The organism is Pedobacter zeaxanthinifaciens, assembly GCF_003313335.1.
GTDB classification, from domain to species: Bacteria; Bacteroidota; Bacteroidia; order Sphingobacteriales; family Sphingobacteriaceae; genus Pedobacter; species Pedobacter zeaxanthinifaciens.
Genome location: NZ_QMHP01000001.1, coordinates 330,706 through 348,424 on the forward strand (window position 1 = coordinate 330,706; position 17,719 = coordinate 348,424).

Annotated in this window: 23 protein-coding genes and 1 other RNA gene; 11 read left to right on the forward strand and 13 right to left on the reverse strand. The window is 37.7% G+C overall.

Annotation, left to right across the window (positions count from 1 at the left end; all coding sequences use genetic code 11):
* Window positions 1–15 precede the first annotated feature (15 nt).
* The 7 genes from DUT68_RS01310 (at window position 16) to DUT68_RS01340 (ending at window position 6,824) form a co-directional block, all read left to right on the forward strand.
* Window positions 16–945 carry an alpha-E domain-containing protein gene (locus tag DUT68_RS01310; RefSeq protein WP_113635020.1) on the forward strand — a complete coding sequence of 310 codons (930 nt, stop codon included), beginning with the start codon at window positions 16–18 and terminating at the stop codon, window positions 943–945.
* Window positions 946–1,097: 152 nt separating this feature from the next.
* Window positions 1,098–2,069 (forward strand): transglutaminase family protein, encoded by a 972-nt coding sequence (locus DUT68_RS01315; protein WP_113635022.1) that lies wholly within the window; start codon window positions 1,098–1,100, stop codon window positions 2,067–2,069.
* 97 nt (window positions 2,070–2,166) lie between these two features.
* Window positions 2,167–4,014, forward strand: coding sequence for a DNA topoisomerase III (gene topB, locus DUT68_RS01320; RefSeq protein ID WP_113635024.1), 1,848 nt, complete (start codon window positions 2,167–2,169; stop codon window positions 4,012–4,014).
* 262 nt (window positions 4,015–4,276) lie between these two features.
* Window positions 4,277–4,642: a SpoIIAA family protein gene (locus tag DUT68_RS01325; RefSeq protein WP_113635025.1), complete on the forward strand. Its 366-nt coding sequence runs from the start codon at window positions 4,277–4,279 to the stop codon at window positions 4,640–4,642.
* 4 nt (window positions 4,643–4,646) lie between these two features.
* Window positions 4,647–5,090 (forward strand): hypothetical protein, encoded by a 444-nt coding sequence (locus DUT68_RS01330; protein WP_157960750.1) that lies wholly within the window; start codon window positions 4,647–4,649, stop codon window positions 5,088–5,090.
* A gap of 12 nt (window positions 5,091–5,102) precedes the next feature.
* Complete coding sequence (locus tag DUT68_RS01335) at window positions 5,103–5,663, forward strand: pyridoxamine 5'-phosphate oxidase family protein (RefSeq protein ID WP_113635029.1); 561 nt, start codon at window positions 5,103–5,105, stop codon at window positions 5,661–5,663.
* A gap of 114 nt (window positions 5,664–5,777) precedes the next feature.
* Entirely contained in the window at window positions 5,778–6,824 is a 1,047-nt protein-coding gene (locus tag DUT68_RS01340) for a S66 peptidase family protein (protein ID WP_113635030.1), read from the forward strand.
* Here the strand turns inward: DUT68_RS01340 and DUT68_RS01345 are convergent.
* Window positions 6,781–7,614: an MBL fold metallo-hydrolase gene (locus tag DUT68_RS01345; protein ID WP_237088233.1), complete on the reverse strand. Its 834-nt coding sequence runs from the start codon at window positions 7,612–7,614 to the stop codon at window positions 6,781–6,783. The genes DUT68_RS01340 and DUT68_RS01345 overlap by 44 nt on opposite strands.
* Window positions 7,615–7,698: 84 nt before the next feature.
* Between DUT68_RS01345 and DUT68_RS01350 the strand changes: the two genes are divergently transcribed.
* From DUT68_RS01350 to DUT68_RS01360, 3 genes are all read left to right on the forward strand, one after another.
* Complete coding sequence (locus DUT68_RS01350; protein ID WP_113635032.1) at window positions 7,699–8,094, forward strand: hypothetical protein; 396 nt, start codon at window positions 7,699–7,701, stop codon at window positions 8,092–8,094.
* 123 nt (window positions 8,095–8,217) lie between these two features.
* Window positions 8,218–8,397, forward strand: coding sequence for a histone H1 (locus tag DUT68_RS01355; protein WP_113635034.1), 180 nt, complete (start codon window positions 8,218–8,220; stop codon window positions 8,395–8,397).
* A gap of 111 nt (window positions 8,398–8,508) precedes the next feature.
* Window positions 8,509–8,820 carry a hypothetical protein gene (locus DUT68_RS01360; RefSeq protein WP_113635036.1) on the forward strand — a complete coding sequence of 104 codons (312 nt, stop codon included), beginning with the start codon at window positions 8,509–8,511 and terminating at the stop codon, window positions 8,818–8,820.
* 2 nt (window positions 8,821–8,822) lie between these two features.
* Here the strand turns inward: DUT68_RS01360 and DUT68_RS01365 are convergent, their stop codons facing one another.
* The 3 genes from DUT68_RS01365 to rnpB form a co-directional block, all read right to left on the reverse strand.
* The gene (locus tag DUT68_RS01365) at window positions 8,823–9,464 is read right to left on the reverse strand and encodes a TetR/AcrR family transcriptional regulator (RefSeq protein ID WP_113635038.1); all 642 of its coding nucleotides are present in this window, start codon (window positions 9,462–9,464) and stop codon (window positions 8,823–8,825) included.
* 526 nt (window positions 9,465–9,990) lie between these two features.
* Window positions 9,991–10,140, reverse strand: a complete 150-nt coding sequence (locus DUT68_RS18265; RefSeq protein WP_157960751.1) for a hypothetical protein — start codon at window positions 10,138–10,140, stop codon at window positions 9,991–9,993.
* A gap of 129 nt (window positions 10,141–10,269) precedes the next feature.
* Window positions 10,270–10,659: RNase P RNA component class A (rnpB, locus tag DUT68_RS01370), an RNA gene on the reverse strand.
* A gap of 118 nt (window positions 10,660–10,777) precedes the next feature.
* Here rnpB and DUT68_RS01375 point away from each other — a divergent pair.
* The gene (locus DUT68_RS01375; protein WP_113635039.1) at window positions 10,778–11,173 is read left to right on the forward strand and encodes a DUF805 domain-containing protein; all 396 of its coding nucleotides are present in this window, start codon (window positions 10,778–10,780) and stop codon (window positions 11,171–11,173) included.
* Here the strand turns inward: DUT68_RS01375 and DUT68_RS01380 are convergent.
* From DUT68_RS01380 to DUT68_RS01420, 9 genes are all read right to left on the reverse strand, one after another.
* The gene (locus DUT68_RS01380; RefSeq protein ID WP_113635041.1) at window positions 11,148–11,570 is read right to left on the reverse strand and encodes a c-type cytochrome; all 423 of its coding nucleotides are present in this window, start codon (window positions 11,568–11,570) and stop codon (window positions 11,148–11,150) included. The genes DUT68_RS01375 and DUT68_RS01380 overlap by 26 nt on opposite strands.
* Before the next feature lie 11 nt (window positions 11,571–11,581).
* Entirely contained in the window at window positions 11,582–12,214 is a 633-nt protein-coding gene (locus DUT68_RS01385) for an SCO family protein (RefSeq protein ID WP_113635042.1), read from the reverse strand.
* A gap of 21 nt (window positions 12,215–12,235) precedes the next feature.
* Window positions 12,236–12,502, reverse strand: coding sequence for a YHS domain-containing protein (locus DUT68_RS01390; RefSeq protein WP_113635044.1), 267 nt, complete (start codon window positions 12,500–12,502; stop codon window positions 12,236–12,238).
* Window positions 12,503–12,591: 89 nt separating this feature from the next.
* Window positions 12,592–12,993, reverse strand: a complete 402-nt coding sequence (locus tag DUT68_RS01395; protein ID WP_113635046.1) for a hypothetical protein — start codon at window positions 12,991–12,993, stop codon at window positions 12,592–12,594.
* A gap of 12 nt (window positions 12,994–13,005) precedes the next feature.
* Complete coding sequence (locus DUT68_RS01400) at window positions 13,006–13,929, reverse strand: transporter (RefSeq protein WP_113635460.1); 924 nt, start codon at window positions 13,927–13,929, stop codon at window positions 13,006–13,008.
* A complete protein-coding gene (locus DUT68_RS01405; RefSeq protein WP_113635047.1) occupies window positions 13,929–14,969 on the reverse strand; it encodes a cytochrome-c peroxidase in 1,041 nt (346 codons plus the stop codon). Before DUT68_RS01405 ends, DUT68_RS01400 begins: the two co-directional genes overlap by 1 nt.
* A gap of 2 nt (window positions 14,970–14,971) precedes the next feature.
* Entirely contained in the window at window positions 14,972–15,811 is an 840-nt protein-coding gene (locus DUT68_RS01410; protein WP_113635049.1) for an MbnP family protein, read from the reverse strand.
* A gap of 5 nt (window positions 15,812–15,816) precedes the next feature.
* Entirely contained in the window at window positions 15,817–16,884 is a 1,068-nt protein-coding gene (locus DUT68_RS01415; protein ID WP_113635051.1) for a cytochrome-c peroxidase, read from the reverse strand.
* 2 nt (window positions 16,885–16,886) lie between these two features.
* Window positions 16,887–17,675 (reverse strand): MbnP family protein, encoded by a 789-nt coding sequence (locus tag DUT68_RS01420; protein ID WP_113635053.1) that lies wholly within the window; start codon window positions 17,673–17,675, stop codon window positions 16,887–16,889.
* Window positions 17,676–17,719: the final 44 nt, after the last annotated feature.

Here is a 17,719-nt window from a genome sequence, read left to right on the forward strand (position 1 = left end):
TTTAAAACAGAGAAAATGCTGAGTAGAGTAGCAGAAAATATATTTTGGATGAGCAGGTATATTGAGCGAACGAACATGCAATTGCGTATTCTTCGTACTTATTATATCGCATCGCAGGATGGTGTTCCTTTTGTGAAATGGGATGAAGTTTTTAGGTATTACAACCAAGGTATGCCAGCCGAAAAAAGCATGAGTGCTAACCAGGTACTTAATTTTATTTTGTTTGATAGGGATAACGAAAGTTCAGTTGTAAACAATATCCTTAGAGCAAGGGAAAATGCTCGAAGCGCACAGGATCACATCACCAAAGAACTTTGGCAGTGTTTGAATGATTTTTATCATTTCATTAGAGATAAAAACCTACAACGTCAATTGAGTTTAGGAGACCCGGTTAGTGTGCTAGATCAGTTGATTAGACAGTGCATGCTATATTACGGAATAGTTGATATATCAATGTTTAGGAGCGAGGGATTCAACTACTTAAATACTGGAAAATATATTGAGCGTTTGCTGCAAATCATCAGTTCACTAAACATGCAAATTGTGCGTACCAACGGCGAAATTAAAGACAGTATGGATATCGTGAGCTGGCGGTACTTTTTAGTTTCGATATCAGGATACGAGTACTATTTGAAATCGCATTCAGGCACCGTTAACCCGGCGTTAATTTTTAAACAAGTGCTTTATGAAATGCATTTTCCGCATTCTATTGCGTACAGTATTTCGCAGCTTAATAGGTATGCACAACGCTTAAAAGCAGAAAGCTTAGAGGAAAGTTACGATAAACTTGAATTTTCCATAGGTAAAGCCGCCGCTATTTTGAAATATAATAGTCCCGGTTCAAATTGCGAAGCTCAATTGGCACTTTTACAATCCATCGAAAGTAATTTATTTCAAGTGGTTCAAGTTTTCAATGAGTATTATTTTGGTTCATTGGTTCATTAGTTCACTGGTTCATTAGTTCATTAGTTCACTGGTTCATTAGTTCATTCGACAATACAAATTATCACATCATCAAATTATCTAATTATCACATTATCGAATCGTCATATTATCTAATTATCACATTATCGAATCATCTCATTATCACATAAAACATGCCTACTTATCACGTTAAACATTTAACCAAATACACTTATCCTTCTGCGGTTACTGATAGCGCTAATCAAATTATACTTAGCCCAACAAGTACACAGTTTCAGGATATCATCAGTCATCAAATTAAGATTAGTCCATCAACTTCTATAGATAGCTTTTACGATTATTTTGGTAATAAAGTTGGCGTGTTTACCATTGTACAGCCACATACCGAACTTTCCATTTTAGTTGAGGCCGAAGTAAGCACAAAGCAGATTCCTCCGCCTAATGATTTTTGGCCAGCGAAAGCACAGTGGGAAAATCTTGCTTCCCTGCATCAGCATATTGATTTTTTAGATTTTATGAAGGCAAACTATGTTGCTGCCCTAACAGAAATCAAACAACATACCGACGAACTTGTTGATCAACAGCTTACTATCTTCCAGTTTGTAAACAAATTGTCTACTTATGTTTATGAAACATTAACCTATCAAAAAGGCGTTACCGATGTTGAAACAGATATCGATCAAATATGGTCTTTAAAAGCAGGCGTTTGTCAAGATTTTGCTCATTTATTGATTGAGATGTTGCGCATGTACAAGGTACCATCTAGATATGTGAGCGGTTATATTTGTCCAGCAGGTAACGAATTGCGTGGCATTGGTGCTACGCATGCATGGGTAGAAGCCTACATTCCTGATTATGGCTGGATGGGAATTGATCCTACTAACAATTGTTTGGTAGGCGATAGACACATCAGGATTGCATTTGGGCGTAACTTTAAAGATTGTACGCCAGTAAAAGGTACTTATAAAGGCTCCTCGGCCCATTCTTTGTCGGTGGCGGTAATTATTACAAATGAAAAACTAAAGCAGGAAGAAGAGGCAGTAGCGGTAGATAGTGTATATGTTAAAGAAGTTGAAGAGCCTGTAACCATTGTAAATTCGTACCAACGATTTATTGAAATGCAGCAACAACAACAGCAACAGTAACTTAAACCTTTTTAAGCTTGATGACCGACCTAGTTGTGGAAAACTGGTAGGCTTAAACTCTGAGAAATTTCGGATATTTAGCCTCCATTTTGTGAATATGAAGATCGTAATTGCCGAAAAGCCATCAGTAGGAAGAGAATTAGCCAAAGTATTTGGTGCCACTACTCGTAAAGATGGTTACATCGAAGGCAAGGGCTATTCATTTACTTGGGCTTTTGGGCATTTGCTTCAGCTGGCACCACCACAGGAATATGGTTTTTACGGTTGGCGTAAAGAACACTTACCCATGTTGCCGCAAAAATTCAAGCTATCTATCAGGAAAATAAAAACAAAAGATGGCATAGTAGAAGATCCGGGGGTGAGAAAGCAGCTGGATACCATAAAAATGCTTTTTGATCAGGCTACTGAAATTATTGTAGCAACGGATGCCGGGCGTGAGGGAGAACTGATTTTCAGGTACATTTACTCTTATCTGAAGTGTAAAAAACCTTTCAAACGACTTTGGATTTCATCTCAAACTGATGAAGCGATCAAAGATGGTTTCCGAAACTTGAAACCGGGTACCGATTACGACACATTATTTAGTTCTGCGCATTGTCGCTCCGTATCCGATTGGCTAGTGGGCATGAATGCGACACAGGCTTTGAGCATTTCCGCGGGCAATAGAAGCGTATTGTCGTTAGGTAGGGTTCAAACGCCTACTTTGGCCATGATTTGTGCCAGATACTTGGAAATCAAAAACTTCGTACCTAAAATATACTATCAAATTGGTATCCAGTTAGATAAGGAAGGAGTTCTTTTTAAGGCAATGTCCGTAGATAGTTTTGACGTTAAGGAGGATGGTGAAGCAGTTTTTGCGAAGGTACAGGATGTCGCTTCGGGCTTTAGCAATGGTGGACAAATTACTGATGTTGAGGCTAAACCACGTAAAGAGCCACCACCACTTTTGCACGATTTGAGCAGTTTGCAACAGGAGGCTAACAAGCGCAATGGCTTTACTGCCGATCAAACTTTAAGCTTGCTGCAAAACCTGTATGAAAGCAAATTGGTTACTTACCCACGTACGGGTAGTAGGTATATTGGCGATGATGTTTTTGCGACTGTGCCAGCATTGATTGCCAGCCTGAATGATCATCCTCAATTTGCAAGACAGGCTGCTTTTTTACAAGAAAATGCTTTGAATAAAAGAAGCGTAAACGCCAAAAAAGTAACTGATCACCATGCTATTTTAGTAACTGGTATCAAACCGGGTGGTTTAGGCAAAGACCATCAAGCTATATACGATTTAGTAGCGGGGCGCATGCTTGAAGCTTTCCATCAGGAATGTATTAAGGAAGTCACTAAAATTACCATCCAATCGGAAATTATTTTTGTGGCCAATGGTACGGTAATTCGTTCTGCCGGTTGGCGTTCTGTTTTTAACGAAGTAGATGACGAAAAGAAAGATGAAGATAACTCGGCTTTGCCTAAAGTAAAAAAGGGAGAGGCGTTGCCAATTGTTAATAAAGCATTGCTTGAAAAGCAAACTAAACCAAAAGCAATGTATAACGAAGCATCCTTATTAAAAGCTTTAGAAACATGCGGTAAAGAAATTGAAGATGAAGAATTGAGGTATGCAATGAAAGATAGTGGATTGGGAACACCAGCTACTCGAGCCGCAATCATTGAAACCTTGTTAACCCGTGAATACATCATCCGAGAAAAACGAAATTTAGTGCCTACGGCAAAAGGCTTGGCAGTTTACGAAGTTGTAAAAGATAAGCGTATTGCACAGGCAGAACTTACCGGCTCTTGGGAAAAACGTTTGGAAGAAATTAGGTCTGGTGCGTCGGTACAAGATTTTAAAACGGAAATTATTGATTACACCAAGAGCATCACACAAGAGTTGCTTACTGCAGGTGCAACAATATCCAGTCAATTAAGCCCTACCGCAGTAACAGCGTAATTTTACGGCTTATAACGTCTATATTTCATATCATTTTTCTTGCCTCAGTCTGAAACTGTCTAACACTGTCCATGGGTATCCACCAATTGGGGAAGCGCTGTATGAGGTATTTATTTTCTTCAAATGAATTTTACACAGTTGACTTACTATCAAAATTATATGTTTTCAATTACCTAATAATTGTTGGCAAATGCCATAGGATGCTTCCAAATTGAAAAAACTTTCCTTATGATATCTTGTTAAGCTTAATAAATAGTCAAATATGTTAAGCATTATCAGAGATACTCCACCACATGTATTCGGTGTAAGAGCCACCGGACAAGTTACAGCCGAGGACTTAAGAAGCGTATTGCTGCCAGGCCTTGAAGTGCTCACTCAAAAATATGATGAGATTTATTACCTATTGGTGTTAGAAACGCCGGTAGAAAATTTTACCGTAGGAGCTTGGTTCCAAGACATGATTGCAGGTTTGAAACATTTTACAAAATGGAAAAAGGCAGCTGTGGTTACGGACGAAAAGGCCGTCGAAAAATTTACTGATGCCTTCAGTTATATCGCACCTGGAGAATTCAAAGGCTTTGAGTTAGCGCAATTAGATGATGCGATTTTATGGTTACAAAAAAAATAAGATTATGCTACGTTGGATACGAAATACTACCGCGGGATTTGTGGGTGCAATTGCTCTAAATGCCATTCATGAGATCATTAGAAAAAATGTAAAAAATGCACCTCAAATAAATTTGTTAGGCGCCGAAGCTGTAAATAAAACGCTAAGCATGGCTGGAGCACATCCCATTCAACATCCTAATGACCTATATAAAATTACGCTTGAAACAGACATCATTGCTAACACCGCGTACTACAGCATTATTGGCGGTAAAGGAAAATATATTTGGCCAAAGGCGATAATAATGGGCTTAAGCGCAGGAATTGGCGCATTGAAAATGCCAGAGCCTTTAGGTTTGGACGATACGCCGGTTACACACACCAATACCACTAAGGCGCTTACTGTAGGATACTATTTATTTGGTGCTTTGGTAACTGCCGCAATGCTTAAAACAATTTTAAAACCCTAAAACACGATAAAAATGGAAAATTCAAAAATAAGTAGAGATAGCTCTAATAACACACAAGATACTGCTGAACACATTAAAACATTAGAAGGCAAAGAAGCGGTAGAGAAATTGAAAGAATTGGCAAAAGGTGCTGAAAACTGCTTTTTCTGTACAAGTATTAAAACTGGATTGCCTTTATCCGTGAGGCCTATGTCGGTATTGGACGTAGATGACGAAGGTAACTTGTGGTTCATGAGTCAAGCAGGAAGTGCAAAAAATCAGGAGATTGAAGCAGATCCTTTTACGCATCTATTCTTTCAGCACCACAAAAACTCTGGATTTTTGAATGTGTACGGAATCAGTGAGATTTTGGAAGATCGCAAAAAAATTGAAGAACTTTGGAATCCATTACTTAAAGTTTGGTTCCAAGATGGAAAAGACGACGAAAAAATCAGCGTCATCAAAGTATCGCCAACACATGTGTATTATTGGGATACCAAGCATGGCGAAGCCGTAGCATTCATTAAAATGGCAGCATCTATCATTACTGGTAAAACCATGGATGATTCAGTGGAAGGCGAATTGGATTTTTAATTAAAATTCACTAAATATTTCAAAGGAGCGGAGCTGATGGCTTTCGCTCTTTTTGTTTTAGGCTAATTCAAAATTTGTTTGTCAATGGCAATAATATAATAGTAAATTGCCTACATGAACCGTAAACTATTTTTAGCCAGTCTATCTGCGTTAGTTCCTACATCTTCTTTTTTGTATGCTTTTAATGGTGCAACTAAACCTAATGCTTCAAGCAATCAGGGTCTAAAGCACAAGCGTCCTCCTTATTTAAAACAGGGTGATATTATTGGCATTACGTGTCCGGCGGGGTACATTACGAAAGAGGAAATAGCACCAGCAGTGCAACAAATGGAAAGTTGGGGCTTTAAAGTAGTTTTAGGACAAACGGTTGGCGCCAGAGATTTTACTTTCGGAGGTACAGATCAGGAAAGGCTACAGGATCTGCAGCAAATGCTAAATGATCCAAGCATTAAGGCAATTATGTGTGCTAGAGGTGGATACGGTGCCGTTAGAATTGTTGATCAACTTGATTTTAGTACTTTTAAAATTTCGCCAAAATGGATTATCGGCTTTAGTGATATTACTATTTTGCATTGTCATCTTAACACGAATTTCAAATTTGCGAGCATACATTCAAAAATGTGCAACAGTTTTCCGTCTGATTGGGCTACGGCAGAGCCGATACAAATTGACACCATTAAATCAATTGAGAAGGCATTGAAAGGAGAGGAGTTGATGACTTACGATGTTCCTTTCCAGATCAACAATAGGTTAGGAGTTGCTGAAGGCGAATTGATAGGCGGAAATTTGCGATGCATAGAGAACTTATCAGGAAGCAAATCTGCAATAGAAACCGATGGTAAAATTCTATTTGTGGAAGATGTAGGCGAATACCTTTACAGTATTGACCGTATGTTTTTCAATTTGAAAAGAAGTGGTAAGTTGAATAAACTAAAGGGCTTGATTGTAGGGGGATTTAGGGTTAAAAAAGATGAAGATAATAGCGAAGGTTTTGGCCAAACGCTGGAACAAATTGTATTGGATAAGGTGAAGGAATTTGATTACCCGGTATGCTTTGATTTTCCTGTCGGTCATCAACGAGCTAATTTTGCTTTAAAGTGCGGCGTTAAGCACCAACTTAGTGTTGCATCAACTGGCACTCAGCTGAAAGAGCTGGCTTAGCCACTTTTTCCTGTATGTAATAAACAGGTGTTTCCTGCAAGCGGGAAGCAACAACAATTTCAACACCATCAGCCACTTCACTGAATAAATTGTGTACCAAATTTGGACAGTTGTTTTCTCTACTTAAGTGAGATAAAAACAAATGGCTCATCAACGGAGAGCGATGATTAAGAAATAAGTCAAGTGCCTTTTGGTTGGATAAGTGTCCGTTTCCGCTACTAATCCTACGTTTTAAAAAGTACGGATAATTTCCTTTAGCCAGCATTTCATCATCATAATTTGCTTCTAAAAAGGCGGCGTGGCATTGCTTGAAATGATAAATTAGATTTTCACAATGATCTCCAATATCGGTAAATACACCAACTTTAACCTGGTTGTAGCTTATGGTGAAACTATGTGGTTCGGCAGCATCATGTAATTTTGGAAAGGCAGTAACTTCTATGCCGTTAATTTGTATTGGCATCGTACTGCAAAACGGACGAACGAGGTGCTCGGGTAATAACTGTCGGCCGCTGGTGTGTGTTTTAGCGGTAATGTAAATTGGTAGCTGATGTTTTTTGGCTAAAACAGGTAAGCCTTTAATATGATCGCTATGCTCATGGCTAATAAATATAGCACGCACATTTTTGATATCTAAACCTAAACGTACCAATCTGGCCTCAGTTTCTTTACAACTTAATCCCGCATCAATTAAAATGGCATCGGTTTGGTTGCCGATATAAAAACAATTGCCATTGCTGCCAGTATTAAGAGAAGAGATATATAAAGCCATTGCTACAAATTTGAGCATTTTGTTTGGTTTGTTCCTTATAACTTTTAAACATTGGTGGAAACTAGTTGAGCTTACAAGTGTTTTCATTATAAAAACTAGGTTATGGAAGAGAAATTTAATAAAGCTACCCCTCAGCGTCCGGCTGGGACAAGGCTATTGGATGCTGAAATTGTACCCGTTGATATTGAAAAATACATTAGGGACATTGTCGCGGAGAGCGCTTATGAGCAAAATGGCAAGAATGCAATCACCGTTTTTAAGTCAGAAAAAGTAACGATTACGTTATTGGCGTTAAAAAATGAAGAATTTTTCCAATCGCTTACTAACGAGGCACATTCATTATTAAGTATACATGTTATCAAAGGTCAAATAACCTTTACTGTAGAGAATGATTCTATTTATTTATCAGAAAATCAAATAGTTAACTATCATTTAAATTTACCCGTTACGGCAAAAGCATTAGCAGATACGGTTTGTGTATTAACGGTAACCAAATAACGAGCGCTTTGAAAATGTGAATTGTTAAAAAAAATTGTACAAAAAACAGTGTCAAAAAATTAAAGAAATACTTGTTTATTCGGTTTAAGTGATATATTTGACCAATAAATTAAAATTATAACAATGGAAAAATTTGCAAAAGTTAAAGAAGTAGTAGCTGCTATCGAGGCAGACGTTGAGAAATTTTATAACGCTGGTAACTCAGCTGCAGGAACTAGAGTACGTAAAGCTATGCAAGATTTAAAAGGTTTAGCTCAAGAAATCCGTACTGAAGTTACAGAAAAGAAAAATAGCGCAAAATAATCATCGCTCAAAGTATTTGAAAAAGACCTTGTCAATGTGCAAGGTCTTTTTTTTGTGATAAAAAGTTAAAAAATGTTTTGTATAATTACTTCCGTAAAACGATAGAACAAGATGATAGCAGTACAAGTTACCTACACAATTAACGCTGATTTTTTGGAAGAGAACAAACGTAACATCGCTACCTTTTTGGCTGATTTTAAAGAACTGCGCAATAGCAAGTTTCTATATCATGTTTATGCAAAAGATGATGGTTTAACTTTTGTGCATGTATCAATGTACGAAAACGAAGAGATTCAAAATGAAGTGCTGAATGTACCTTCCTTTGTAACTTTTCAGCAGGAGAGAGATGAAAAAGGTTTAGTAGCTGCACCCGTTATAGAAAATCTTTCGCATTTGGGTTCATCTATTAGCATGGTTAAATAGTGTTATCGGGTAATCTGCGCTTCGTTGTAGGTTTTTTCTAACATAAACTTTATCGCATCCTTTATTTGGTTTCTTCCGGTTTCGCTGGTTAAATCAATTCCACAAAAAATTGTACCATTTACTTCTGTGGATAGGTTAAGGTAATATAAGCCAGCAACTATAATTGCGGCAATACCTCTGTATAAGTTGGTGAGTTCTCCAAAATGTGGTGCAATGATATGTTCAAAAAGCATTTCGCCGCTCTTTTCTTGCTCCTCGGCCAACTTTTGTAGTGATGGTCTTTCTTCAGACAAACGCCAAAGAAGTACTTTCTGGAATTCTTTATTCTGGAAAACGTAATCAAACTGCTCCGTAAGCATTTTTGTAACAAAAGTTTTACCGCCATCGTCTATCGTTTCCGGCACTTTATTTCCCTTTACATTGCTCCAAAAATCCTGCTGTTGTACGTATTCATCTAACAACTGATTCAATCCGCCAAAATACCTGTAAATTAGTTTTTTATCTAGCTTGGCTTTAGCTGCAATGTGATTTACCTTTAAGCCACTAAAACCTTTCGTGGTGATAATTTGTCCTACGGCCCGTAAAAATTTCTTTTTACTTTCCTCCTTATTACGTAACGATGTTGTGTTTTTCTCTTCTTTCATAAATAGTGCAGTAACAAACTATTGTTGCTTTTGCATAAAAAAACTATATATTTGTCACCTACTAGTGACCTTTTTATAGCGTGAAAATTGTGGAGAGGTCAATTGTTTTTATCGGCTTTTATTAAAATAAAATATTAGTAAATAGCGTCTCTCTTAATTAAGCCCGGCCCATCAAGCTGGGTTTTTTTAATTCAAATGACAAGCAGTTGATCAAACTCAGTTATCATATTACGCTAAAAAACTATGCTAAAATTTGCAGCGTCACAAATTTTAATTGCTATGAAAGTAAACTCAAAGAGGCGTAAACAGAGCGTTTCCATAGTAAAGTAGTTTAGGAACAAATATAAAAGAAACCCAGCACATTAGAACGAGAAAAGTTCAGGTGAATGATGTTACGATGTTGATTTTAAATAGTTTGTTTAGTTTCGGGTAAAAAGCTACGCCTAAAACACCAATTAGATTGATTTTGGATTAAGCTATTAATTTACGTATTGAGCAAGTACGGCATTCTCGGCGTAGCTTTTTGTTAAGGTCTTTCCATTTTTGTTGTATCCGCAACAACGTTATTGGTATCTACACGCATCGAGTCAGGACTTGTAGCATCAGATGTTCTACTTGTGCCACATGCTGCAACAAATAGGCCTAATGCAAGTATTAAAAATGTAAGCTTTTTCATCTTTATAATTTTTAGTTAAACACACTTTATATTACAACAAAGGATATCTTAATCAGTTTAATGGTCAAATACCTGATTTACATTAAAAATACTTGAGCTAATGCTAAACAAAAAGCGTAGTGTAAAAGAAAAAAATGCAAACCTGTAAGCCGGGTTCTGTTTTCCGATAATTCGGAACTTCTATCATTAATCTACTATAAACGTTGCCGCTTATCTCTAACGACCTACCCACTAACATCGGACGAGCAGCCCTTTATCCCGATAAATCGAAACGTTAGCCTATTTGGTCTTTCAACTCCCGGGGTTTACCAACCTTGCTATCGCTAACAAAGCTCGTGAGCTCTTACCTCACGTTTTCACCCTTATCCCAATACGAAATCGGGACGGTATATTTTCTGTGGCACTTTCCGTGATTCAGGTCTTCAATCCCAAACCCCTTCCCGTTAGGAAGCGAGATGCTCTGTGTTGCCCGGACTTTCCTCCTCAACTTCAAGCTGCGGCGATAGAACGGTTTGCATTTGTGGCAAAGGTACGCTTTTTATCCATTAAGCACAGCAACACAACATTTACTTATTGTTAGTTGAAAAAAGAACTAAAATTTAGTAGCATTGTGTTTTAAACCATCAAATTTAAACGCATGTTCAAAGACATTCTCTCCTTCAATGGCCGTATCAGACGAACCGAATTTGGATTAATTTATCTACTTTATCTTTTATGCCTACTCATTATTGGCATTATTTCTCAAAGTGGAAATGAAATGGCAGGATTACTGATCCTATTTCCGTTTTATTTACTAGTTGTGGCCGGTATAAAACGTTGCCATGACAGGGGTAACTCCGGTTGGTGGATGATTATCCCATTTTATGGATTTGTAATGCTTTTTGGAGATAGCGATTATGGTCCTAATGAGTATGGTGATAACCCAAAAGGACAAGGCAATGAGCCATTTATTGACCCATTTGCACCACAATATGACAAAGCAAAAGATGTATTTGCGGAAGAAGCACCTACTGACAATTATTTAAATCAATAGCTACTTTTTCATATTTGTACATGCCCTGCTTATTACCAAATGAATTGGTGATGTACACAATCACTTGCGCAACATCTATATCATGTAAATCTTTAAATGCCGGCATTTTTTCCTGATAGGTTTTGCCGTTAATTAGCATTGGCTGATTGGCGCCGTTTTTAATGTAGCAGGCTAATTGTTGTTTATTTGCTTTAAGAAACACAGTGTCGGTTAATGGTGGAGCTAATTCCCCCAAACCTTCACCATTTTTTCCGTGGCAATTTTGGCAACGAGATTCGTAAATATCTTTACCGTTAGATAAATACTTTGCCATTTCAATTTCATCAGCGCTTTGGCAAGCATTAATTATGGCCGCGATTGCCAAAAACAGAAGACTATACAGAATGACTTTTTTCATCACAAATAAGACTACTTTTCTGCCAATAAGATGTCCATATCAGCTTTAAGCTTTTCAACTTCTTCTGGTTTGGTACCGTCATAAGCGCCTCTAATATGTTTTTGTTTATCAATCAAAACTAACCAACCCTGATGTACATAGCCATCCGTAGCTGCGCTATCTTCTTGAACTGCAACTAAATAATCTTTCTCAGCTAAACCATAAACTTCTTTTTTATCTCCCCAAACAAATTGCCATTGAGGTACATCTACTCCCAGTTTTTGCGCATATCTTTTTAATACAGAAGGTTTATCGTACTTGAAATCTATGGTATGAGATAAAAACATCACATCTTTATTTCCCTTATATTTATCGAAGATGGTTTTCATATTGCGATGCATAATTGGGCAAATGGTGCTGCAGGATGTAAAGAAGAAATCCGCAACGTAGATTTTATCCTTGAACGTATCCTGATTAATGTAAACACTATCTTGATTTAAGAACCTAAAGTTGGGGATTGTTTTGTAAACCGTATCAATTTTTTCGTTACCATCAGCATCTTTAGTGATTTTTGCCTCTTTATCGCCATAAATAGGAAGTTTTTTATCTTGAGTACAAGAAAAAAGAAGTGCTGCAAGTACCGGTATCAATAAGTATTTTTTCATTTTCCGTTTATTTTAATGTTTTTAATTTTCCTTTTGCGATTCCTTTTTATTTAGAAAAGCATCAGGATTTTTATCAAATTTTAACTGACATCCTTTTGCGCAAAACCAGTATTCAGTTTTTTGATAAGTACTAATATGCTTCGCTGGAGATTTCACCTTCATTTTACAAACTGGATCAATTTTAACACTGTCTGTTAAAACCAACTGCTGGTTGATTTCTGTTGCGTTGCTCTTGTAAACTGAAGTGAAGCCTAGTGCAAAAATACAGATTATTAAAGTGGTTTTCATGTGTTATGATGGGTTTATGTAGTTTGAAATAAATTATTAGAAAACAATGAGATTGCATCGCTAATAAACGAAGCAATCTCTATAAAAAGCTAGTTAGTAAACGGTTTAGCCTGTTTAATAGCATCCTCCAGCTGTAGTTGTACTTTTTTAACGCTATCAAGCTGATCTGTAAAGTATTTTAATGCTTCCGCTTTGCTTCCTTTAAAATCAAGTTGAAAATTATGCATCCAGTCCATCATCTTTTCATCGGCCAAGTTAAGTTGAACAATAGCTTTATTGATTTCTAGCGTATCCGCTTCTTGCTTCATGCGCTTTTGTTCAAGTAGACTATCCAACTTGAACTTGGTTTTGTTGGCTTTTTCATTTACCGCCATGGCTTCGTTATGCAAACGATCGATAGTTTCTTTGATCGCCTCTTCATTATTTTGTTGTTGGCACGACGCAAAAATTAATACTAAGCCAACTATTAGGATATTTTTTATTTTAATCATGATTATAAAATTTTAAAATGGAACAGAGATGTGCAACATTAGCCTGTTGCCAGCTTTGGCCCGGTTGTTTGCCAGTTCTTGAGAAACCACATTTTGGTAGTTTGCGCCGAAGGAGAATTTGCTGAAAGCGAACTCCACACCTGTAACTAAGGAGGTAGAATATCCGCCAGAAACTGCTACTTCATATTTCTGATTTTCGACATCTTTTGTGGCTGTTTCGAAAAGGATGCCGGCATTTGGCGCAATGGTAAACTTGTGGAATAACCTAAACTTATGGTAAAGTAATGCATTTGTAGTAAGCTTATTACCATATCGATATTGGTACTTATTTGCTGTATTTACTTTGTAATTTAAGTTGACGTTAACGCCCCAATCGTTCAGCCTTACATCGTACGCGGCGTTAAAGGTAAAATCGGTACTTGCCGTGCCTAGTTGGAAGTTGTTTGGACTTTCTTGAATGGCAAGTCTTTCTCCGGGCTCATATTTACCAGTTGGCAACTTAATTCCTGCGCCTAACCATAGCGAATGCACAAGCAGTTTACTTTTTACCGTGGCACTTTTGGTAAAAACATTATAGTAACCCATTACGGCAATATCACCCAAACCGTTCTTATCACCATTGCCTGTTTGCGCTATTCGTTGATTGAAGTTATAAGGCAAAAACGCAAGTAACCTGAACTTTTTACCAAAATTCCAAGCTCCCCAAAGCTCAGCAGTTTGATAGGTTTCATCGGTAGTTAAAGGCGTTACGTTTGCGTACGGACCTAAATGCGTTTGTAATGTTTTGTGCTGATAACGTAAACCAATGAAACGCTTGTTGTACTCGGGCAAAATGCCGATGTAATAACTGCCAACGCCACAACCGCAAATATCACAGGCAATTGCCGTAAGTGGAGTGCAAAAAATGAGCATTACAATTAATTTTTTCCAGTTCATCATTGCTCGGCTAAAGTTTTATTGTTGATGAAATCTTCATCATTCAATGTGTTTAAAAATGCAGTTAGTTTATTTTTTTCGTCAGCAGTGATGCTAATTCCCCTTACACCATTTCTATTAAGCAGCGGGTCTAGATTTTCTGTTGGTTGCACTTCGGCGCTATAGTGTTGAAACACTGCATCAAGTGTTAAAAACCGACCATCATGCATAAAAGGTGCTGTGTACTTCAGGTTGCGCAACGATGGAACTTTGAATTTGTATTTGTCTGATGAAATTAGTGTAGCTCCATACAGTCCTTTGTCGTTAATAGCGCTTGGTGCCAAGCCATTGTTCCTAAACTCACCGTCAGTAAATAGCGGTTCCTTATGGCAGCTGCCGCATTTTTCCTTGAAAATTTCATAGCCCGCCAATTCAGTTGAGGTAAAACTTGCGTTAGCTTCCTTACGCATCACTTTATCATATTTTGAGTTGCTACTGATACACATGAGCATGAACTGCGACAGAGCTTTCATCAATCTTGCTGTGTTGATTTCATCAGTTCCGAAAGCCGCTTTAAACTGATTTTTGTAAGTTGAAGATGACTGTAGTTTGGTTAATACGTTTGCTAAACTTTCGTCCATTTCTTCGTGTGCGGTAATTGGGTTAATTGGTTGAAGATCAAGATCGAATATGCCGCCTCCCCACATGAAAGCCTTGCTCCAAGCTAAGTTCATGATAGGAGGTGAGTTACGTGTGCCCAAACGGTCTTCTATACCGTGGCTAACATCATGCCCATGCTGGGTAAAAGCCGAAGATTGAATATGACAGGAACCACAGCTAATGGTGTTATTTCTCGATAATCTGACATCGTAGAATAACTTTCTTCCCAACTCAAATCCCTCTTTTGTAATTGGATTATTGGCTAAATTATAAACCGGAGCCGGAAAGTTTTTGGGCGATTGAAAGCCTAAAAATGTTTCAGCTTGCTGCTGAACATCTTCACTTTTTTTACAGGCATAAACAAACACCAACAATAAAAATATGTATTTGAAATATTTCATGGCTAGTTTTCAGTATGATCGTGGGTAAAAAGTCCAGTGAAATTGTCGGCAACGCTTGATGAAAAATCGCCAAACATTACATTAGGATTTTGTTGAATACTGATTGTATTTTTTCCGTTGAACACTTTCATCAAATCCACAAACAAGTGAATATTACTTTGCCTATCTTTTCTAACTTTAGCAATACCTGCAGTAGTCAAGTCAATAGTGACTTTTCGGATATTATTGATTGTTTTAACCTCATATCCACCGAAAAAACCGATGTGATATTTGAACTGCTTTTTACCCGTCGGATCACCTAATTGATCGTTACTTACCACATTTGAATTGCCTTCGAACCTGAAAAATATATAACCAGAATTCCATCCCCAATACATGCCGCCACTATCATGATCGCCATTTGCTGCTGGGTCTAACACACCGGTTCTTTTGTCGATAGGCATAGTACTTCGCAGGCTATCAACCCCAACAATGAAACTCACTTGACTGTAATCACCTTCTGGTACTTTAACTTTTGCAAACCGAGTGGCTTTATCCGAGCCTTTGATTAGGAAATAGGAGCTATCTTGTTTCACCGTGTATTTTTGGCCGCTTGTGGTAGTAACTTCAATATTGCTAATGAAATATTGAACCAAGCTGATGGTAAATGATTCACCTTTGGCATTGGTATAAGGCACTGCCGTATTGTTGAATGTTAATGTTCTACCTCCAACAATGTTGTCGAACTCCACAGATAGCGGTGCTAAATTTTGCTCTTCAAAATCTGGAGTGATATCTGCTTTTTTTGAGCAAGCAGTTAATATGATTAAAAATGCTACTATTATAAAATTTGTCCTTTTCATTTTAATTATCCATTTGGATCACTAACTGTTTTGTTGTTAATCAGTTCTTGATCAGTAAGTGTATTAAGGAAAGCTTTTATTGCTACTTTTTCAGTTGTAGTTAATGGTATGCCTAAAGTCCCATTGTTTTGAAACAAATGCTTGTCAACCGTTGCTGATGGTTTGATGCCTGAGCTGTAATGGCCAAGCACCTCGTCAATGGTTTTAAACCTGCCGTCGTGCATATATGGTGCGGTAAGCATAATATTCCTGAGTGTGGGCGTTTTGAAAGCGCCAAGGTCTTGCGGATTGAATGTTACCCGGAACCTCCCTTGATAAATCCCCTCTACATCATCACTGAAACTAATGTCGATTCCATTATTGTGAAATTTGTTATCGGTAAATAATTCACCTTGATGGCAGCTTTTACATTTTTCTTCCACCAGCTTTAACCCCTGTAGTTCCATTTCACTGAGGGTTATTCCTTCGTTACGTTTAAATTTGTCGTAGCGGGAACCTGCCGATATTAATGTGCGCTGAAATTGTGCCAGCGCCTTCACCACATTAGCTGAGGTAATTCCGTTATTAAAAGCCTTTTCAAAAAGTTCCCTATATTTTGGTACCGCCTTTAACTCTGCCTCCAGTTCGTATAGGTTTTGCGCCATCTCGTCTGAACTCGTTAACGGTCCAAAAGCTTGTGATTCTAAATTAGTAGAACCGCCATCCCAAAAAAGCCCGCTATTGGCCCAAAGCAAATTAAAGATAGTGGGGGTGTGCCGATGTAACTGTTGTTTAGAAACACCAGTATCATTTAAAGCCACCCCATCACTAAATGCCAATTGCGGTTGATGGCATGAAGCACAAGATAATTGGTTATTTCCCGAAAGTCTTTTATCGTAAAACAGCAAACGACCTAATGCCACACCACTTTTAGTTAAGGGGTTGTCTACATCATCAACCCAAGCAGGCATGTTATTAGGCAAAGCGAGGTGATACTTTTCATCATCGACCATAAGGTTAGTTTCCTCCTTTTTACAGGAAGAAACTAACAGCAATAAAGCTAAGCATAAAGTATACGCAGTAACTTTAGTCATTTTTAGTTTACTGAGACTACGCTAAAAACCTTCGTATTATAATTGTTGGCAACGGCTGTCATTGTGGTCGCTTGTGCAGCACCAACAGTTGGTGTAGTTATTACATCAATACCGTCTAATGCCATGCCTACATCTGCTTTTAAGTTAATAGCTGTAGCCTTTGATGAGCCAATTTTTACGTTTTGAGGGAAGCTCAACGAAACCGTTTTATAGTTGGCATTGAGGCCTGTTTCAACTTTTATTGTTTTGTTGGTTGTTCCCTCGGTAACTTTTCCACCAACGGCGGTAAAAATATAGCTAGTGTGCCACATCCAAGATACATTCGTCATTCCGTTCAATTGGGAAAGTTCTCCAATAGTTAAACTTAGGTTGTCGTTATATTTTTGCTCAACGCCAATTCCGAATTTGATGCCTTTATAATCGCCAGCGGCAATGTTAGTGAGCTCAACTGATTCACGCTTGTTGGCAGGATAGGTATAAGCCCCTTCCTGTACGGCAACTGCTGAAGTTTCCTCTAACAAATAGCATGATTTAGGAACGCTAACCTCCTCGCCATTGGCCTTGATTAAAACTATATTGCTTACCCAATACCTAAACTTATCAAAGTTGTAGGTTTTTGTGCCTGAGGTAAAATTTGTATTTAGAGCGAAATCAGATGTCCCAAAAACCGCATCAAAGTTAACAGTAACTTTCCCCGGGATATCTAGTGTTTCAGTAATAGCATCATCTTTTTTATCGCAAGAAGAGAAAATGATAGCAGCAGTAATTAATAAAAGAATATTTTTTTTCATTTTGTATAAGTGACAATTCTGCTATAAGCAGAAGAAAGTGATTT